Source organism: Bacillus sp. MRMR6, from assembly GCF_001940785.1.
GTDB lineage: Bacteria > Bacillota > Bacilli > Bacillales > Cytobacillaceae > Neobacillus.
The window spans coordinates 57,448-73,113 of the sequence record NZ_MSLS01000007.1; the positions used below are offsets into that span (position 1 = coordinate 57,448).

Sequence of the window (15,666 nt, forward strand, 5' to 3'; positions counted from 1 at the left end):
TATCGTGTTAAAGCGTTATTGTCGAAGAATCCCGTGAAATAATAAGGTTGATAAACAAATTACTTTATATGAGAATATTTAAAAAATATAAAAAATTCATTTATTTATAGGAAAAGCTGTTATATAATAAAAAACAGTTAAGAGAAAAAGGGGGATATTGATGGAGAATTTTGTAAATTGGCTTAGCGGGGTCATTTGGAGTCCTGCACTGATTTATCTATGTTTAGGTGTTGGTTTGTTTTTTACCATTGCCACAAGAGGTCTTCAAATTAGACATATGAAGGATATTGTTAGTTTAACCTTCAAAGGCAAGAAGTCTGAAGCCGGAATTTCTTCTTTCCAAGCGTTAAACCTGGCCCTTTCTGGAAGGGTTGGTACAGGTAATATTGCTGGTGTAGCGACGGCTATTGCCTTCGGTGGTCCTGGGGCTGTTTTCTGGATGTGGTTGATAGCGTTCTTAGGTGCGGGATCAGCTTTCATTGAAGCGACCTTGGGTCAAGTGTACAAGTCGAAACAAGGCGGACAATTCCGCGGTGGACCAGCTTATTACATTGAAAAGGGTCTTAAAATGAAATGGTATGCAGTATTATTTGCTGCAGTAACTGTTGTGGCAACTGGTGCACTGTTACCTGGTGTTCAGGCAAACAGTATTGCTATCAGTATTGATAATGCATTTGGAATAAATACAAATATTACAGGTCTTGTTTTAATAGCTGTGTTAGCCATTATTATCTTTGGTGGTGTAAAACGGATTGCACGTACAGCAGAATTAGTGGTACCCTTCATGGCAGTAGGATATATTGTCGTTGCACTTATTATCGTTTTTGCTAATATTTCCAAAGTACCTGAAGTTTTCCAACTAATTTTCTCAAGTGCCTTCGGTGCCGATGCAGCCTTTGGCGGAATTTTGGGTGCAGCCATTTCATGGGGAGTTAAACGTGGAATTTATTCCAACGAAGCAGGACAGGGTACTGCTCCACATGCGGCAGCAGCAGCTGAAGTATCACATCCGGCTAAGCAAGGAATCGTTCAAGCTTTTTCTGTATATATTGACACTTTATTTGTTTGTTCCGCTACCGCTTTTATGATTCTTATTACAGGCATGTATAATGTTACTCCGGATGGTCAGGCACCTATCGTCTCAAATCTCGAAAATGTCGATGCGGGTCCTGGATATACACAAAATGCTGTAGAATCAGTATTCCCTGGTTTTGGAGCTCCATTTGTAGCAATTGCCTTATTATTCTTTGCATTTACAACCATTATGGCGTATTACTATATGGCTGAAACGAACCTTGCTTATATTAATAAAAATGTAAAACGGGTTTGGACAGAGCATCTTCTAAAATTGGTACTTTTAGGAATGGTATTCTATGGTTGTGTGAAAGAAGCAGGTCTTGCTTGGACATTAGGTGACATTGGTGTAGGAGCTATGGCGTGGTTAAATATTATTGCTATCCTCCTATTAACTAAACCAGCATTAAAAGTTCTTAGAGATTATGAAGCTCAAAAGAAAGATGGCAAAGATCCAGTATTTGATCCAGTAAAGATCGGTATTACCGATGCAGATTTCTGGGAGAAGGAATACAAATATGTAGATCCAGACAAGGTTGAAAAAACTGGATGAGATTTATTTAACTGAGATTGCAAAGAACTGACTTTTTAAAAAGTCAGTTCTTTTGTTTTTTGTTGACAATATACCTTAGCGGGGTCCCAGTAAATGGGCAATAAAAAAGGGGGAATAAAAATGGATGCTTCTCTAAAAGAGGTTCAATTACCAATAACAGGAATGACCTGTGCTGCTTGTTCAACCAGAATCGAAAAAGGATTAAAGAAACTAAACGGTGTAACATGAGAGGAAATCGAACTCCCGCTTGAGGAAGTTTTGGTTGGTGATATTGTATTTATTAAACCTGGAGAAAAGGTTCCAGTTGATGGAGAAATTATCGAAGGGCGTTCCTCACTAGATGAATCAATGCTTACGGGTGAAAGTGTACCAGTGGATAAAACGGTGGGGGATTCTGTCATTGGTGCAACCGTAAATAAAAACGGTTTTCTAAAAATAAAGGCGGCAAAAGTCGGAAGAGATACTGCCTTAGCTCAAATCATTAAAGTAGTGGAAGAGGCTCAAGGCTCAAAAGCACCAATTCAACGTTTAGCCGATCAAATATCAGGGGTCTTTGTTCCGATAGTTGTAGGGATCTCGATTGTAACCTTTTTAGTATGGTTTTTATGGGTCAATCCAGGTGATTTTGGAGGAGCTCTTGAAAAAATGATTGCGGTACTAGTTATTGCTTGTCCTTGTGCACTGGGATTGGCAACCCCAACATCGATAATGGCTGGTTCTGGGCGTGCTGCAGAATTGGGTGTGTTATTTAAGGGCGGGGAACTTAGCTCAGTATCAGTAGTGTTGAATGCACTACGCCTGCAAAGAGTAAAACTTCCTAAAGAATCATGAGTTAAATGTAAAAGGGGTAGAACAAATGGAAAAGACAATACGGGGGTATGATATAATTTTAGAAAAGGAGGCGGTGTCATGTCAGTAGAGAACGAAGAAAAGATTGAGATATCCTGCCATACGTGTGAGGACGGGGACCGAAAAAGTCATCACTCAGATAAAGTGAAAAATAATCTAGTCACAAGATTAAATCGAATTGAAGGACAAATTCGCGGGATTAAGGGCCTGATTGAAAAGGATACCTACTGTGATGATGTCATTACTCAAATTTCTGCAACACAGTCAGCACTTAATAGTGTAGCCAAGATTCTTTTAGAAGGTCATATGAAAAGCTGTGTTGTAGAAAGAATTCAGGACGGCGATTATGAAGTACTTGATGAAGTTTTGGTAACGATCCAAAAATTAATGAAAAAATAGCAGTCAAAGAAAAAAATAACATTGATTAAGTTCGAAAGTAGAATAATATATTTCAGAAACGTACAAATATGTACGTTTTTTTTCTTGGATCTGACTATCTATAGAAGGAATATCAAAAAAATCGTGGAATATAATAATTATAATATTCTGAATATTAGAGGTGAGGAATATAAGAACGACAAAAATAACCTTAATGGTATTTGCTATCCTCATGATTTCTGTTGGCTTATACGTATATTCGGTATTCAATGGAACTCCATGGGAAAAACGACATCACCAAGGACAAATGATGAAATATTTAAATGAGAAGTATAATACAGAATTCGTATTTTTTCAAATAGATTATAACTATTTAAGTGAAACATACCAAGGCTACGCTACTCCAAAAAATTATTCCGATTTACTCTTTATCACTGAAGAAGACAGAGATGCACCACTAGGCTATTCTGACAATTACCCAAAAGTCATTTGGAATAGTGAGTTATCTAGTGCTGTTAAGGTAAAAATAAAAGAATTATTTCCTAATTTAAATCAATCAACATTTGAACCACTTCCGATTAAAGATAAAGCAATGTATTTCGGTCCCCATATTCCCACATATGAAGAATTCAACGTTTCAATCCTTGCTACCTCCATCCCAATTGATATTAATGCAAATTGGAGCCAGGTAAATCAAGAACAAGAGCTTAAAAAGATGCAGGAATTAAGCAAGTTTCTAAAAAACGTCCATTTCCCAGTATTAGTGGAAGTAAGATATTACGAAACAGAGATGAATGAAAAGGCAAAGGTTTTCTTTATCACCGAGGAAGGAGAAATTCTCCCAAAATAGAAAAAGGGTCACCTCTGAGGTGGCCCTTTTCTTCGAAAAGATAACGATAGTTAATTAACACTCTTTGCCAAGCTTGGCTTAAGTAGTCCTAATGATTCGAAAACTGCACCTAGTGTTTCGTCTGCCTTTGTAATTGTTGCATCAGCAGCTTCTAATGATGGTGCATCCTTCTTTAACTCTTCAGCCTTTGTTTCGTATGCAGCTGTATAGTCATTGAGTGCTGACTAAATATCAGCTTTTTGTTCCTCTAATTCTGCAGGTACAGTTACCTCTTTAATTTTTGCTACAACTGCTGCAGCTGATTCACTCGCTTTAGCTTTAAGTTCAGCAGCAGGCTCCTTTGCAGATTCATACGCATTTAGGTCTGCATCTACAGCATTTATTGATCTTTCAAGACCCATATAAAATTTAACTAAAGATTTTTTAACTTCCTCTTCAGTAGGTGCAGGATCCTTCTCAGTATCTGCTGCCTTTTCTCCACTATCTGCACATGCTGTTAAAACAAGTGATAATATAAGTGCCGACATTAGTAACCAAAATTTCTTCATTTGAATACCCTCTTTTCTATCTTAATATAATATTGCTTTTAMAGCATATACTAAGACGTTGAAAGTTTCAAAAAGTTTCTCTTTAAAAAAAATATTTTTTTGAAGAAATTTAATGAAATTGACAAATATTTGTGATGACTAATTTTATAAGATGTAGGAGATTTTCTGTGAGGTATAATTGTAGAAAAATTGCCAATATTTAAGCATGAATTTTCAAATGGTAGATTTATAATTAAGTTACTAGACCAGACAGTATTTGCCAGTCGACACAAAACAAGGACTGGCTTCTATATTTTTTATAAAAAATTTTTTCCATGGAGGTTATGACTAAGTATGAAAACTTTAATTGTTTATTGCTCGTCTCATGGTACCACGGAGAAAGCCGTCCGCCTACTAAGTGAATGGCTGGAAGGGGAAGTGCTGGCAGTCGATTTAAAAAGGGATAAAATTCTATTTGATGTAAATGAATTTGACTTTGTTGTGGTTGGCGGTTCGATTCATGCTGGAAATATACAAGGGAAAGTTAAACAGTTTATCGGAAAACACTATGATGTTCTAATGACGAAAAAGGTTGCTCTTTTCCTTTGCTGCTGGCATGACGGTCAAACAGCTATTGAACAATTCAATGATGCTTTCCCGGAAGAATTGAGAGACTTCTCTGTCGCAAATGGCATTTTTGGGGGAGAGTTCCTCGTTAGTAAAATGAACTTTCTTGAAAGGCAAATTGTCAAAAAAGTCAGCAATATTACAACTGATACATCTAATCTAGACACCACAGCGATCATGACCTTCGTAATGAAAATAAACGATACCTTTGCATTAGTGTAGTTTTAAGTATAAGGCCTGACTTTTACATTACCCATATAATGTAGAAGTCAGGCTTTTTTTAACAGATTTTCTGAATCAGTTCGATACTATTATTTCTTGGAGAATTTACAAGCGAGCTCACCTCATGGGCATCCATTAACTTAGGTTCAAGCGGCTTTAACAGAGAATTGAGCGCCGTTTTATTAGTTAACTGTGGATTGAGCCATAGTTTTTCATCCTCGGGCTTCAGGATCACAGGCATCCGGTCATGTATATCTTTGATAAAATCATTCGCATTAGTTGTAATTACTGAGCATGAGTAGATCGAAGCACCCTCTGGTGAAATCCACTTTTCCCAGAGTCCAGCCATCGCAAATAATTGGTCTGTCTTTAAAGTAATTCTCATAGGTGTTTTTGTCTTATCGTCTAGCTTTTTCCATTCATAAAAACTGTCTGCAACAATTAAACACCGTCTTTTCTGAAAAGCATTCCTGAAGCTTGGTTTTTCATGGAGCGTTTCAGCACGGGCATTAATCATTTTAAAGCCAATGGAAGGGTCCTTTGCCCAGGCAGGGATAAGTCCCCACCGAAGAAACCCCATTTTGTTTTGTTCCCCGTCGTTAATGACGGATAAAACAGATTGCGAAGGAGCAATATTATAGCTCGGTGCATACTGTTCCTGCTGAAGGAAAAATTCAATATCAAATCGATCAACTAACTCATCAACACTAGCTGTCAGCGTAAATCGTCCACACATTAGCCCCACCTCATCCTTCATCCTATCTATCATATTAACAAAAATTACTTTATTAAAGAAAGTACGGCCCAACTGTCCACTGGAGACGTACAAAACAGGCGAATTGTATTTCTATGGTGACAGGCACCGTATATTTTTTTTATGTTAGGTAATAATGAGGAAGGTTTCTAAATAACAATTTTAACAGCATGAGAGAGGATCGGTATGAATATTTGGTTTAATAGGTGGTTTTCGACGGTTACTCATTTTATTGATATGATTCGGGCGAATGAGGATGGCAGGCGGTTCGTTATCTATGGAACTCATTCAAACCCAGATGCTCTTTATTTACAGAATTGTGATTACGCCTTTACGGAGCCAGAGGGATCCGATGAGGAATATATTCAATTTTGTCTGGATTTTTGTGAACAACATAAAATAGATATATTTATTCCGAGGAAAGCCAATGTGTTAATATCGAAACGTATATCCGACTTTGAAGCAAAGGGTGTAAAGGTTTTAGTTTGCCCTGATTCTGAATTAATGGAGACCCTGGATAATAAAGCAGCTGCCTATCATTCATTTCAAAGTAAGGAACTAGCAGGAAACAGGATTTTCTCGATTCCAGACTATTACGTTGTCAATAATATAGAAGAGTTTAAACAAGCTTATAACAGCTTGAAGAAATTGGGGCATAATGTTTGTTTTAAACCAGTTATTGGTGAAGGCGCAAGCGGTTTCCGTGTTATAAAGGATAAGATTCATACGATTTCGGAGCTCTTTAAACACGGGAATGGCTACCACATTCCCTATCAATATGCCTGTGAAATTCTGAGTCAGCAGCCTTCATTCCCTGATTTAATGGTGTTAGAATATTTAAGTGGTACCGAATATAGCATTGATTGTGTGGCATCAAAAGATAAACTTTTTGCCGCGATCCCAAGAATGAAAGGGTCAGGAAGGGTAAGGGAACTTGTTAATCATCATGAACTTATAAAGCTTGCACATACGTTCCACCAAGAGTATAAGCTTCCCTATATCTTCAATATACAAGTAAGATACAACAATGGCATCCCTAAACTGCTAGAAATTAACCCGAGAATGAGCGGTGGCATGCATTTCAGTTGTTTATCTGGAATCAACTTTCCTTATTTAGCGGTAAAACTGCTACTGGGTGAAGAAATCGAACAGCCAAAACCTCATTTTGGTATAAGAGCCTGTCATATCGAAAAAGAAATGATCCTCAATAAGGATCATTTCGCTTAAAAAACAACGCCTGGAGGTAGTGCAGATTCCAGGCGTTGTTTTTATTATTTTTGATTATAGTCTATCTCTATTTTTCCCGTTCCTTCTGGGACGCGAAGGAGAATGGCACCGCCGATAATAAATAAGACGATTAAACTAAACACACCGCTGTTTGTATTTCCAGTCAATTGAGTTGTAATACCAACTAAGAAAGGACCTAGGATGGATGCAAATTTATAAAAGATATTATAAAAGCCGAAGAACTCATTTGCATGCTCCTTAGGAACAAGTTTCGCGAAATAGGCACGGCTTAGCGCCTGAATTCCACCTTGTGAGGAACCAACAAGCATCGCTAAGATCCAAAAGTCTAATGTTGTTTTTAAGAAATAGGCATACGTACAAATAATAATATAGATAAAAATACCCACTAATAACATTTTCTTCCCTGTGAATTTATCAGCCAATTTCCCATATAGAATGGCAAATGGTGCAGCGACAACCTGTGTGGCAAACAAAATAATCAAAAGGTTGGTCGAAGTTATTCCAAGGTCAGAACCATAGGCAGTAGACATGGTGATAATTGTATGAACGCCGTCGATATAGAAAAAGTACGCAAGTAAAAATAGGAACAAAGGCTTGTATGCCTTGATGCGCTTTAATGTTAAATACATCCTCTTAAAACTATGGGAAATCGGATTAGCAACCCGCTCAACATAATATTTTTGTTCGACATTTTTGAGCATGGGGATGGTGAAAATCCCCCACCAGATGGCAGTTATGGCAAAGGCAATCTGACTTGCAACTGTCACAGATAAAGGCAGTATCCCTTGTTGAGATAACAATATAAGAGAAATACCAATAATAAAAGGGATTGTACTGCCAATATAGCCCATGGCAAATCCTTTTGACGAAATTTGGTTCATGCGGTCTTCACTCGTGACATCAACAAGGAAGGCATCATAAAAGATGTTTGCACCGCCAAAGCCTATAACAGTAAAAATATAGCAGATTAACAGGACCATCCATTGATCGCTCGGGACAACAGATAATAGGGCTGTAAACGCAACACCAAGGATTAAGAAAAATGTGAAAAATCGCTTTTTAAACCCGCGGAAATCCCCGATAGTTCCTAAGATTGGTGCGCAAATCGAAATGAGCAGAGTCGCAAACGAGTTTGCGTACCCCCAATAAGCGGTTGAGGTCGACGAGGCGAGCCCAGCCTCTGTTGCTGCTGCTTTAAAATATAACGGAAAAATAGCGGTTGTAATTAATATAGAATATGCAGAATTTGCCCAATCATAAAAAACCCAGCTTTTCTCTTGCTTTGTCATTCGGCTCATGAGTGTTCCTCCTAATTAAATACATTCTCAGATTGTTAGCAAATCCTCGATGACTTTTCCATCTGTGTTACCTAAGTGAACGCCTAAAAGCCTTGCTAAGGTAGGGCCTTCATCAACTAGACGGAATGAATGGAGACGGAAATTTTGACGAATCCCTTTTCCGGAAGCCATAAAGATTGTGTCGTAGTTCTCCTTTTTTGGTGAATAACCATGGCATGCCAAGGTGTATTTTTTGTCTGCTGCTGTATCCTTTGCAGTAATGGTTTTCATATACTCCCCAAGATGATCATCTAAAAAGAAGTACCCTCTCATTGCTTCTAACATAAAGGAACAATCAGGGTCGGCACCCATTGCCTCAGCTTCTTGATTGGTAAGGACTTTTTCAATGCCCGCATCAGGGTCTGCAAGTAAAGAATCCAATATGTTTTTTACTTTTTGAAAAACCTCCTTTGAAAACTTACTATGATCATTGATATAAATATATGCTGAACCATCACAGCTTTTACAATAAGCCTTCCAGGCACTAATCTTCCCACGGGTATTAGTAGTGATTAGACCATTATCACGAAATAGCACATTAAGATGCAGAGCCTTATTTTCATCCAAGGCACTATGATCACCTAATACGACAAGAGTGGAATTTTCATAGATTCTGCTCTCTTTTAAAGCTGCAATAATCCGGCCAAGCCGGTCATTGTGACGATGGATTGCAACAGATGCTTCTTTTGATGAAAATCCGTGATTATGTCGCTGAGTATCTAAATCGGTGAAATGTACCAATAGCAAATTTGGCTTTTTAGTTTTAATGGTATGTATGGTTGATTCCAATACGAAGTCATCTAATTCAGGCTGATTTAATCCTTTGCGTAAATAGCCAAACCGTTTATTCAAATCCCACTGATAGCGGGGAGTGCCACAAGAAAGGGAAACAAGAATTTGGTGTTGCCATGGACGGTTTGGAAATATTTCAGGTAAATTGTAGTCAATATTGGCTTTTCCAGTTACGGGCCAAAGTAGGGCCGCCGTTGTCAGTCCTGCTTTTTTGGCTTCATCATATATGGTGGTTCCCTTGATAGAACTTCTATACCAATGCCAATCAGGAGAGACTCTCCCAGGCTGCAATAGTGTGTTATTGATAATTCCATGCCGATTTGGATAGTTACCTGTCACGATGGTCGCATGGCAGGGGTAAGTAACCGAAGGATAAATAGTATCAACCTTTTCTACAAGAGCCCCCTGATGTAAAAGTCTCTGGAAGTTAGGCAGGGATTGTAATAATGGTAAGTCTAGTGATGACAAACAATCGAATGAAATGACGATTAAGTGATCGGTTAGCCTCTTCATAGGTACCTCCAAATTATGTATCCAGTACCATAATTGTACAATAAATTTTTCCGGTGTTGGACTTTTTTCTCACTTTTCAAAAAAAGATAGGGTTTTCACAAGAATATGCTAAAGATAAGCCGACAATATTTAGGCCATAAGATATAATTTTGGTTTTTTGGACACCTGCCTTTACATTTTAGGGCTTGCTTGAATTTACTATTGTAGGCGGCAAAACGAGCATCTTATTGATATTATTGAGAGCACATGATTAGGGCCGCTGCAATAATGATATTGATGGATTGGAAGAAGCAAGGAAGGAGGGAAAATATATTTTATGAATATTCAAGAAATAGAAAAATTGGTTAGCTCTATAAAGGTGACAAATATGGTAAACGCTGATGTCGAGGTGGTTAATACCTCTCCATTGGTAATGATGGGAAAAGGACGGCAAGGGGCAGTATTTCAACTGACCCAAGATATCTGTGTGAAGGTATTTGGTAATGTTGAAGATTGTGACCGTGAATATTATGCATTATCCCTTGGTCAACATACTAATCTTTTTCCAACACTTTATGGAAAAGGATCTCTATATATTGCAATGGAAATTATTAGAGGAGTTGATTTGCGTGAATACCTGCAATCGCAGCCGTTAACTCCTACACTATCAGCAAAATTAATTGATATGTTAATTACATTTAAACAAATCGGCTATGAGCGCATTGACCATCATAAGCGGCAAATATATTTGCTGCCCGATGGAAGTTTGAAGGTTATTGATGTCGCTAGGACTGTATGGCGTGATCGTGTATATCCCTATCCTCGCAAGTTATTGAATTCATTAGGCGATGAAAACAAGGCAGTGTTTCTTGTCCACGTGCAAGAAATGGCACCAGAATTATATGCCGAATGGCTCCATTACATTCACATGGAGGAAATATCGAGAAAGATAACCGAGCTTCTTCTTCCACACAAACCAGATAAACAAGTACTGAACAACTTAAGTAAAGGCCTTTTAACAACGCATGATGAGAAAAACTATGTTATTCTCCTCCACGGCTTAGTTCACAAAGTATTTAAAGAAGAATGGATTAAATTAATGCTTGCACGCGGGGTAAACATAGAAGAAGTTATGGCCAAAATCGATGAGCATTGGGACAATCGTGAACTAGCAGCAGAAGAAAATCAGGATGACCATTATCGAAGCGATGATGATAATAGTAAAGGTCGTTTCCAGAGTGAAAAGCGATTTGAAGGAGAACGTGATTCCAGAAGAGATCGCACGTATGGAGGCGGGAAACGATTCCAGGGAGAAAAATATTACGACTCTGATCGATACCAGGAACGTGAGAGAGACCGTGATAAAGATCGAGACAAAAAGAAGGATAAAAATCATGATAAAGACCGCAAGAAGGATAAGGACAAGAAGAAAAAAGATAAGAAGAAACAATAGAGCGATTATGGTTTAGGAAAAGCATGAATTAGAAGATATGTTCAGATAACCACACACTGGGGAGTGTGTCCAAATAAAACAAGGAGTTACCAATATGAAAGTACTAGTAATCTGGCGGCTGCTCACAGTTGGCGGTGTAAATGCAGGCTGGCGCAATCGCTCGATTTATTTTAAGAAGCATGGAATTGAAACTGAATTTCTCTATACAACCGATCATGGCGGGCTCCACATTATGCAGGATGTAGCGCCGGTTTATGTAACCAAGGATGAGAATGAGATTATCACGATTATTAAAAATAACAACTATAATGCGATTATTGTTGTCGATACGGGAAAGGCGTTTAAATGGATTAAAAAGGCAGACTTTAAGGGCCCTGTTATTGTGGAAGCACGTACTCCGGAGTTGATGAAGCTAAAGCCTCATTTGAAAACCTTCCGGGGAATTAATCCAGAAACGATTGTCGTACCATCCTATTATCAAAAACGACTTGTATCAATCTTAACGGATGAGATTCCAATCAACGTTATTTACAATGGCATTGATACATCATTTTTCCGGGCCTTACCGGAAGGGGAAATCGACTTTGAACAGGCACCGATACTACCGAAAGATAAAAAGATTATAGGTTGGATTGGCAGATTGGACAAACGTAAGAACTGGCAAATGTTAATTGAGGTTGCAAAGATGATTAAAAATCAGCGATCTGATATTGAATTCTGGGTGATTGGCGGAGCGCAAAGCGTTCAGCGTGAAGAGTTTAAGGCTGTTTGGCAGGAAGAGAGACTGACAGATGTAATTAAGTGGTTTCCTGTTATTCCTTATCAGCAGATGCCTCATGTGTACGCAAAAATACGAAAATCAGACGGCTGTACACTCGCAACAACTAAAACAGAGTCTTTTGGCAATACTTTTATCGAATCCATGGTAAGCGGAGTGCCTGTAGTGGCAAGTAAAATGATGCCTGTTACGGAACTCGTTGAGCACGGTAAGCATGGGCTCCTCTTTCGTGGTCAAAATGTAGATGATGCAGTTAACCAGTTGTATGGAATAGTAGATAACCCAGTTCAACATCAACAAATGTCTGAAGCAGCAATCGAGCGTGTACATGAGAAGTTTGCGATTCAAAAAGTGGCCGAAGACTACATTCATCTATTGAAAAGAATCGTTGGAGATTCCGGTGAGACTGGCGAGGTGATTACAAATGATTAAGCCCGTTGCTTACAAGAAAACACTAGAAGGGAAGTCAAATGCACATTTGATTACTTTCAGCGATGGTCGAGACTATGTAGTAAAATATTTTCAGCCTGGCTTTGAAAAAACCTTAGCAAATGAGTGGGTTGGATATTGTTTAGCAAGGTATCTTGGTCTTCCGATTCCTTTCGCTGAGTTAGTGGAGATACCACAAGATTTCTCTGCACAAGTTCCTGAACTTGCCAAGATGACACCGACACAATTTCAATTCGCCTCCCTTTATATCGCTGATTGTCTTGACGGTCACCAAGCGGTAGAGGTTGAGGTTATTTTAAATCATGAAACATTAGCGGCAGTTATTTTGTTCGATTACTGGTTATGTAATCGCGACCGTACACGAAAGAATATTATTCTCTGTGATAAAGATATTGATTCCTATAAATTGTGGATTATCGACCATGCTGAAATATTCAATTCTTATAATTGGCAAGAATCAGATCTTGAATTTTTACCTGTATCGATTTTAAAAAGTGCAACACACCAGTTAATGGCCCGTTTTATTAAAACTGAACAGGAATTTCACGACCAGTTAGAAATTATACAAACGCTGCCTATTCATTTAATAGAGGAAATTGTTCAACTCATTCCTGATGATTGGGAAGTTAGCAAAGAGGAGAGAAAGGAAATGGTAACTGCCCTTGTGACCAGAAGAAAAAGGGCCCTCCCAGTGCTGATGAAAAAATTTATTAAGAAAATCTACCAACCATTACATGTTAAGGATGAATGACTCCCATCCACATTAGGATAGGAGTTGTTTTTTAGACTACAGTAGCCTAGTTTATGAAAGTAGAAAGTTACTAGGTTACTAACGTGACCGGTGGATGTCCACTTGCATATAAAGGATTAAGGAGTATAAGAAAGGAGGCAGTCTATGAGAATCCGTAAGGCCATTATTCCAGCAGCCGGCCTTGGAACACGATTTTTACCTGCTACGAAAGCACAGCCGAAAGAGATGCTTCCGATTGTCGATAAGCCGACAATCCAATATATTGTGGAGGAAGCGGTTGCTTCAGGGATTGAAGAAATTATTATCATTATTGGAAGAGGAAAAAGGTCTATAGAGGATCATTTTGATAAATCATATGAACTTGAAGATACACTTTTGAAAAAAAATAAACTTGCAATGCTAGAAGAAGTTCAAAAAATATCAAACTTGGTAAATATCGTATATGTCCGGCAAAAAGAGCCGAGGGGGCTGGGACATGCAATTTTATGTGCAAAAAGTGTTATAGGAGATGAGCCCTTTGCTGTTTTACTAGGAGATGACATTGTAATGTCTGAAACTCCCTGCTTAAAACAAATAATTGATGTTTTTGAGTATTACAACAGTTCAGTCGTAGGTGTTCAGTGTGTTCCCGATCATGATGTGAGTAAATACGGAATTATTAAACCCAAGGGTAAAATGCTGGATTCAAATTTATTTCACTTAGATTCATTGGTGGAAAAGCCTAAAAAGGAAGAGGCTCCATCAAATTATGCTATTATGGGGCGCTATGTCTTAAGTCCAAGAATTTTTGATATATTAGAAGAAATCCCGCCCGGCCAGGGAGATGAATTACAGTTAACAGATGCAATTAATGAATTAAATAAAGAGCAGGCAGTGTTAGCCTATCATTTCGAGGGAAGCCGATACGATATTGGTGATAAAATTGGCTTCGTTAAAGCAACCATAGATTTCGCTATTAATCGTGATGACATTCGTGATGATGTTTTGGCTTATCTGCTGGAGCTTATGAAAAAAGAAAACCTTCAAATTAGTAAAAGAGAGCTTGATTGATATGAAAATAGCAGTATTAGGTACTGGTTATGTTGGACTTTCAACAGGTGTATGCCTATCAGAAATTGGTCATCATGTGACTTGTATTGATATTAACGAAGAAAAGATTTTTAATTTAAATAAAGGAATTTCTCCAATCTATGAACCTGGGCTTGAAAATTTACTAACTGCCAACATGTCATCAGGAAGATTGCGCTTTACCACTTCTCATTGTGAGGCATTAGCAGATGTTGATATTATTATTATAGCTGTCGGTACACCTCAACGAGATGATGGAGCAGCGGACTTATCTTACCTTGAACAAGCAGCAAAGGATATAGGTCAATTTATTGAAAAACAAACGATTGTAGTGATTAAAAGTACCGTGCCCGTCGGAACAAACGCCATGATTAAAAAATTAATAGATACAAAATCCGGATTTGAGATAAAAATGGTATCCAACCCTGAATTTCTTAGACAAGGTTCGGCTATTGAGGATACGATGAAAGCAGATCGAATTATCATTGGCTCTGAAGATAAACGGGCAGCTGAACGGGTTCATGAAATGTACAAACCACTAAATGTACCAGTCATTTTAACAAGTTTAAAAAGTGCCGAAATGATTAAGTATGCGGCAAATGCATTTTTGGCAACAAAAATCAGCTATATAAATGAAATCGCCAATCTTTGTGATGCAGTTGGGGCAGATGTGGAGGATGTTGCCGAAGGGATGGGATTGGATAAACGAATTGGATCACCGTTTCTTAACGCGGGTATTGGGTACGGGGGTTCTTGTTTCCCTAAAGATGTGAAAGCATTGGTTCACACAGCTGCATTGAATGGAGTGAATTTCTCTTTATTAAAAGAAACAATTAGAATTAACGAGGGTCAGCGTATGCTTCTAGTAACGAAATTACTTGAACGGTTTCGTGAACTTAAAGGAAAGAAAATTGCGATGCTCGGTCTTGCATTCAAGCCAGAAACGGATGATATGAGAGAGGCGCCATCGATCACCATTGCTCAAGCTTTAGAAAAATTAGGTGCAGAAGTGGTGGCGTATGACCCGGTTGCTGTTGAGAATGCAAAGCAAATCTTCGGTGATAAAATAAAATATGCAGGCTCTGTATTCGAAGCTGTAACTGATGCAGATGCTGTCCTTATCGTGACAGAATGGAAAGAGTTTAAAGAAATCAATTTATCAGAAATGTTGAATAAGATGAACCTGCCCATCATATTCGATGGTCGAAATTGCTATACAGAAAAAGACATAAGTGCGGTCGGAACCGTTGAATATTATCCAGTCGGCAAACCAGCCATCATTCAATAACAGGAAAAAGGGCCAATTTCTTCAAAAAAGGCAAACAGAAGAAAATGGCCCAAAGCTTTTCCTTCAAATAAAATATTTGGTAAAATAATTAAGTTAACAATAATACATAAATAACCAAAACAGATTGTCCACTGGATACGGACAAATGTACACGAGTGGTGCCTGTCACCATACT

The 15,666-nt window shown here is 38.2% G+C and carries 15 protein-coding genes and 1 pseudogene; 12 read left to right on the forward strand and 4 right to left on the reverse strand.

Going from position 1 to position 15,666, the window contains the following annotated elements:
• The first annotated feature begins 160 nt into the window (after positions 1 to 160).
• From BTR25_RS09330 to BTR25_RS09350, 5 genes and pseudogenes are all read left to right on the forward strand, one after another.
• Entirely contained in the window at positions 161 to 1,627 is a 1,467-nt protein-coding gene (locus BTR25_RS09330; RefSeq protein ID WP_139311207.1) for an alanine/glycine:cation symporter family protein, read from the forward strand.
• A 120-nt stretch (positions 1,628 to 1,747) separates the two neighbouring features.
• Positions 1,748 to 1,855, forward strand: a complete 108-nt coding sequence (locus tag BTR25_RS26835; RefSeq protein ID WP_175596736.1) for a cation transporter — start codon at positions 1,748 to 1,750, stop codon at positions 1,853 to 1,855.
• A gap of 15 nt (positions 1,856 to 1,870) precedes the next feature.
• Positions 1,871 to 2,389: pseudogene (locus BTR25_RS09340) on the forward strand (HAD-IC family P-type ATPase); the annotation flags it as partial.
• 147 nt (positions 2,390 to 2,536) lie between these two features.
• On the forward strand, positions 2,537 to 2,875 hold the full coding sequence (locus BTR25_RS09345) for a metal-sensitive transcriptional regulator (RefSeq protein WP_075687800.1): 339 nt from the start codon (positions 2,537 to 2,539) through the stop codon (positions 2,873 to 2,875).
• A 160-nt stretch (positions 2,876 to 3,035) separates the two neighbouring features.
• On the forward strand, positions 3,036 to 3,704 hold the full coding sequence (locus BTR25_RS09350) for a YfjL-like protein (protein ID WP_139311208.1): 669 nt from the start codon (positions 3,036 to 3,038) through the stop codon (positions 3,702 to 3,704).
• Between the two features lie 224 nt (positions 3,705 to 3,928).
• On the opposite strand, the gene BTR25_RS09355 is transcribed toward BTR25_RS09350, so the two are convergent.
• Positions 3,929 to 4,252, reverse strand: a complete 324-nt coding sequence (locus BTR25_RS09355) for a hypothetical protein (RefSeq protein WP_075687802.1) — start codon at positions 4,250 to 4,252, stop codon at positions 3,929 to 3,931.
• A gap of 333 nt (positions 4,253 to 4,585) precedes the next feature.
• Between BTR25_RS09355 and BTR25_RS09360 the strand changes: the two genes are divergently transcribed.
• Positions 4,586 to 5,080: a flavodoxin domain-containing protein gene (locus BTR25_RS09360; RefSeq protein ID WP_075687803.1), complete on the forward strand. Its 495-nt coding sequence runs from the start codon at positions 4,586 to 4,588 to the stop codon at positions 5,078 to 5,080.
• A 58-nt stretch (positions 5,081 to 5,138) separates the two neighbouring features.
• Here BTR25_RS09360 and BTR25_RS09365 read toward each other — a convergent pair whose 3' ends face one another.
• Positions 5,139 to 5,816: an SOS response-associated peptidase gene (locus BTR25_RS09365; protein ID WP_075687804.1), complete on the reverse strand. Its 678-nt coding sequence runs from the start codon at positions 5,814 to 5,816 to the stop codon at positions 5,139 to 5,141.
• A 204-nt stretch (positions 5,817 to 6,020) separates the two neighbouring features.
• Here BTR25_RS09365 and BTR25_RS09370 point away from each other — a divergent pair, with 204 nt between their 5' ends.
• Complete coding sequence (locus tag BTR25_RS09370; protein ID WP_075687805.1) at positions 6,021 to 7,061, forward strand: ATP-grasp domain-containing protein; 1,041 nt, start codon at positions 6,021 to 6,023, stop codon at positions 7,059 to 7,061.
• Between the two features lie 44 nt (positions 7,062 to 7,105).
• On the opposite strand, the gene BTR25_RS09375 is transcribed toward BTR25_RS09370, so the two are convergent.
• Together BTR25_RS09375 and BTR25_RS09380 are read right to left on the reverse strand one after the other, a co-directional pair.
• On the reverse strand, positions 7,106 to 8,380 hold the full coding sequence (locus BTR25_RS09375) for an MFS transporter (RefSeq protein ID WP_075687806.1): 1,275 nt from the start codon (positions 8,378 to 8,380) through the stop codon (positions 7,106 to 7,108).
• Positions 8,381 to 8,407: 27 nt separating this feature from the next.
• Positions 8,408 to 9,724 carry an alkaline phosphatase family protein gene (locus tag BTR25_RS09380; RefSeq protein ID WP_075687807.1) on the reverse strand — a complete coding sequence of 439 codons (1,317 nt, stop codon included), beginning with the start codon at positions 9,722 to 9,724 and terminating at the stop codon, positions 8,408 to 8,410.
• 316 nt (positions 9,725 to 10,040) lie between these two features.
• Between BTR25_RS09380 and BTR25_RS09385 the strand changes: the two genes are divergently transcribed.
• From BTR25_RS09385 to BTR25_RS09405, 5 genes are all read left to right on the forward strand, one after another.
• Positions 10,041 to 11,156 carry a serine/threonine-protein kinase gene (locus tag BTR25_RS09385; protein WP_075687808.1) on the forward strand — a complete coding sequence of 372 codons (1,116 nt, stop codon included), beginning with the start codon at positions 10,041 to 10,043 and terminating at the stop codon, positions 11,154 to 11,156.
• Between the two features lie 94 nt (positions 11,157 to 11,250).
• Positions 11,251 to 12,366 carry a glycosyltransferase family 4 protein gene (locus BTR25_RS09390; protein WP_075687809.1) on the forward strand — a complete coding sequence of 372 codons (1,116 nt, stop codon included), beginning with the start codon at positions 11,251 to 11,253 and terminating at the stop codon, positions 12,364 to 12,366.
• Positions 12,359 to 13,135, forward strand: coding sequence for a HipA family kinase (locus BTR25_RS09395; protein ID WP_075687810.1), 777 nt, complete (start codon positions 12,359 to 12,361; stop codon positions 13,133 to 13,135). Before BTR25_RS09390 ends, BTR25_RS09395 begins: the two co-directional genes overlap by 8 nt.
• A 144-nt stretch (positions 13,136 to 13,279) precedes the next feature.
• On the forward strand, positions 13,280 to 14,185 hold the full coding sequence (gene galU / locus BTR25_RS09400; RefSeq protein ID WP_075687811.1) for a UTP--glucose-1-phosphate uridylyltransferase GalU: 906 nt from the start codon (positions 13,280 to 13,282) through the stop codon (positions 14,183 to 14,185).
• A gap of 1 nt (position 14,186) precedes the next feature.
• The gene (locus tag BTR25_RS09405; RefSeq protein WP_075687812.1) at positions 14,187 to 15,491 is read left to right on the forward strand and encodes a UDP-glucose dehydrogenase family protein; all 1,305 of its coding nucleotides are present in this window, start codon (positions 14,187 to 14,189) and stop codon (positions 15,489 to 15,491) included.
• Positions 15,492 to 15,666: the final 175 nt, after the last annotated feature.

Coding starts and splice junctions, on each gene's coding strand:
- BTR25_RS09355 (WP_075687802.1), bottom strand. CDS start 4,252: ATGAAGAAATTTTGGTTACTAATGTCGGCACTTATATTATCACTTGTT.
- BTR25_RS09395 (WP_075687810.1), top strand. CDS start 12,359: ATGATTAAGCCCGTTGCTTACAAGAAAACACTAGAAGGGAAGTCAAAT.
- BTR25_RS09330 (WP_139311207.1), top strand. CDS start 161: ATGGAGAATTTTGTAAATTGGCTTAGCGGGGTCATTTGGAGTCCTGCA.
- BTR25_RS09380 (WP_075687807.1), bottom strand. CDS start 9,724: ATGAAGAGGCTAACCGATCACTTAATCGTCATTTCATTCGATTGTTTG.
- BTR25_RS09345 (WP_075687800.1), top strand. CDS start 2,537: ATGTCAGTAGAGAACGAAGAAAAGATTGAGATATCCTGCCATACGTGT.
- BTR25_RS09375 (WP_075687806.1), bottom strand. CDS start 8,380: ATGAGCCGAATGACAAAGCAAGAGAAAAGCTGGGTTTTTTATGATTGG.
- BTR25_RS09360 (WP_075687803.1), top strand. CDS start 4,586: ATGAAAACTTTAATTGTTTATTGCTCGTCTCATGGTACCACGGAGAAA.
- galU (WP_075687811.1), top strand. CDS start 13,280: ATGAGAATCCGTAAGGCCATTATTCCAGCAGCCGGCCTTGGAACACGA.
- BTR25_RS09370 (WP_075687805.1), top strand. CDS start 6,021: ATGAATATTTGGTTTAATAGGTGGTTTTCGACGGTTACTCATTTTATT.
- BTR25_RS26835 (WP_175596736.1), top strand. CDS start 1,748: ATGGATGCTTCTCTAAAAGAGGTTCAATTACCAATAACAGGAATGACC.
- BTR25_RS09365 (WP_075687804.1), bottom strand. CDS start 5,816: ATGTGTGGACGATTTACGCTGACAGCTAGTGTTGATGAGTTAGTTGAT.
- BTR25_RS09405 (WP_075687812.1), top strand. CDS start 14,187: ATGAAAATAGCAGTATTAGGTACTGGTTATGTTGGACTTTCAACAGGT.
- BTR25_RS09390 (WP_075687809.1), top strand. CDS start 11,251: ATGAAAGTACTAGTAATCTGGCGGCTGCTCACAGTTGGCGGTGTAAAT.
- BTR25_RS09385 (WP_075687808.1), top strand. CDS start 10,041: ATGAATATTCAAGAAATAGAAAAATTGGTTAGCTCTATAAAGGTGACA.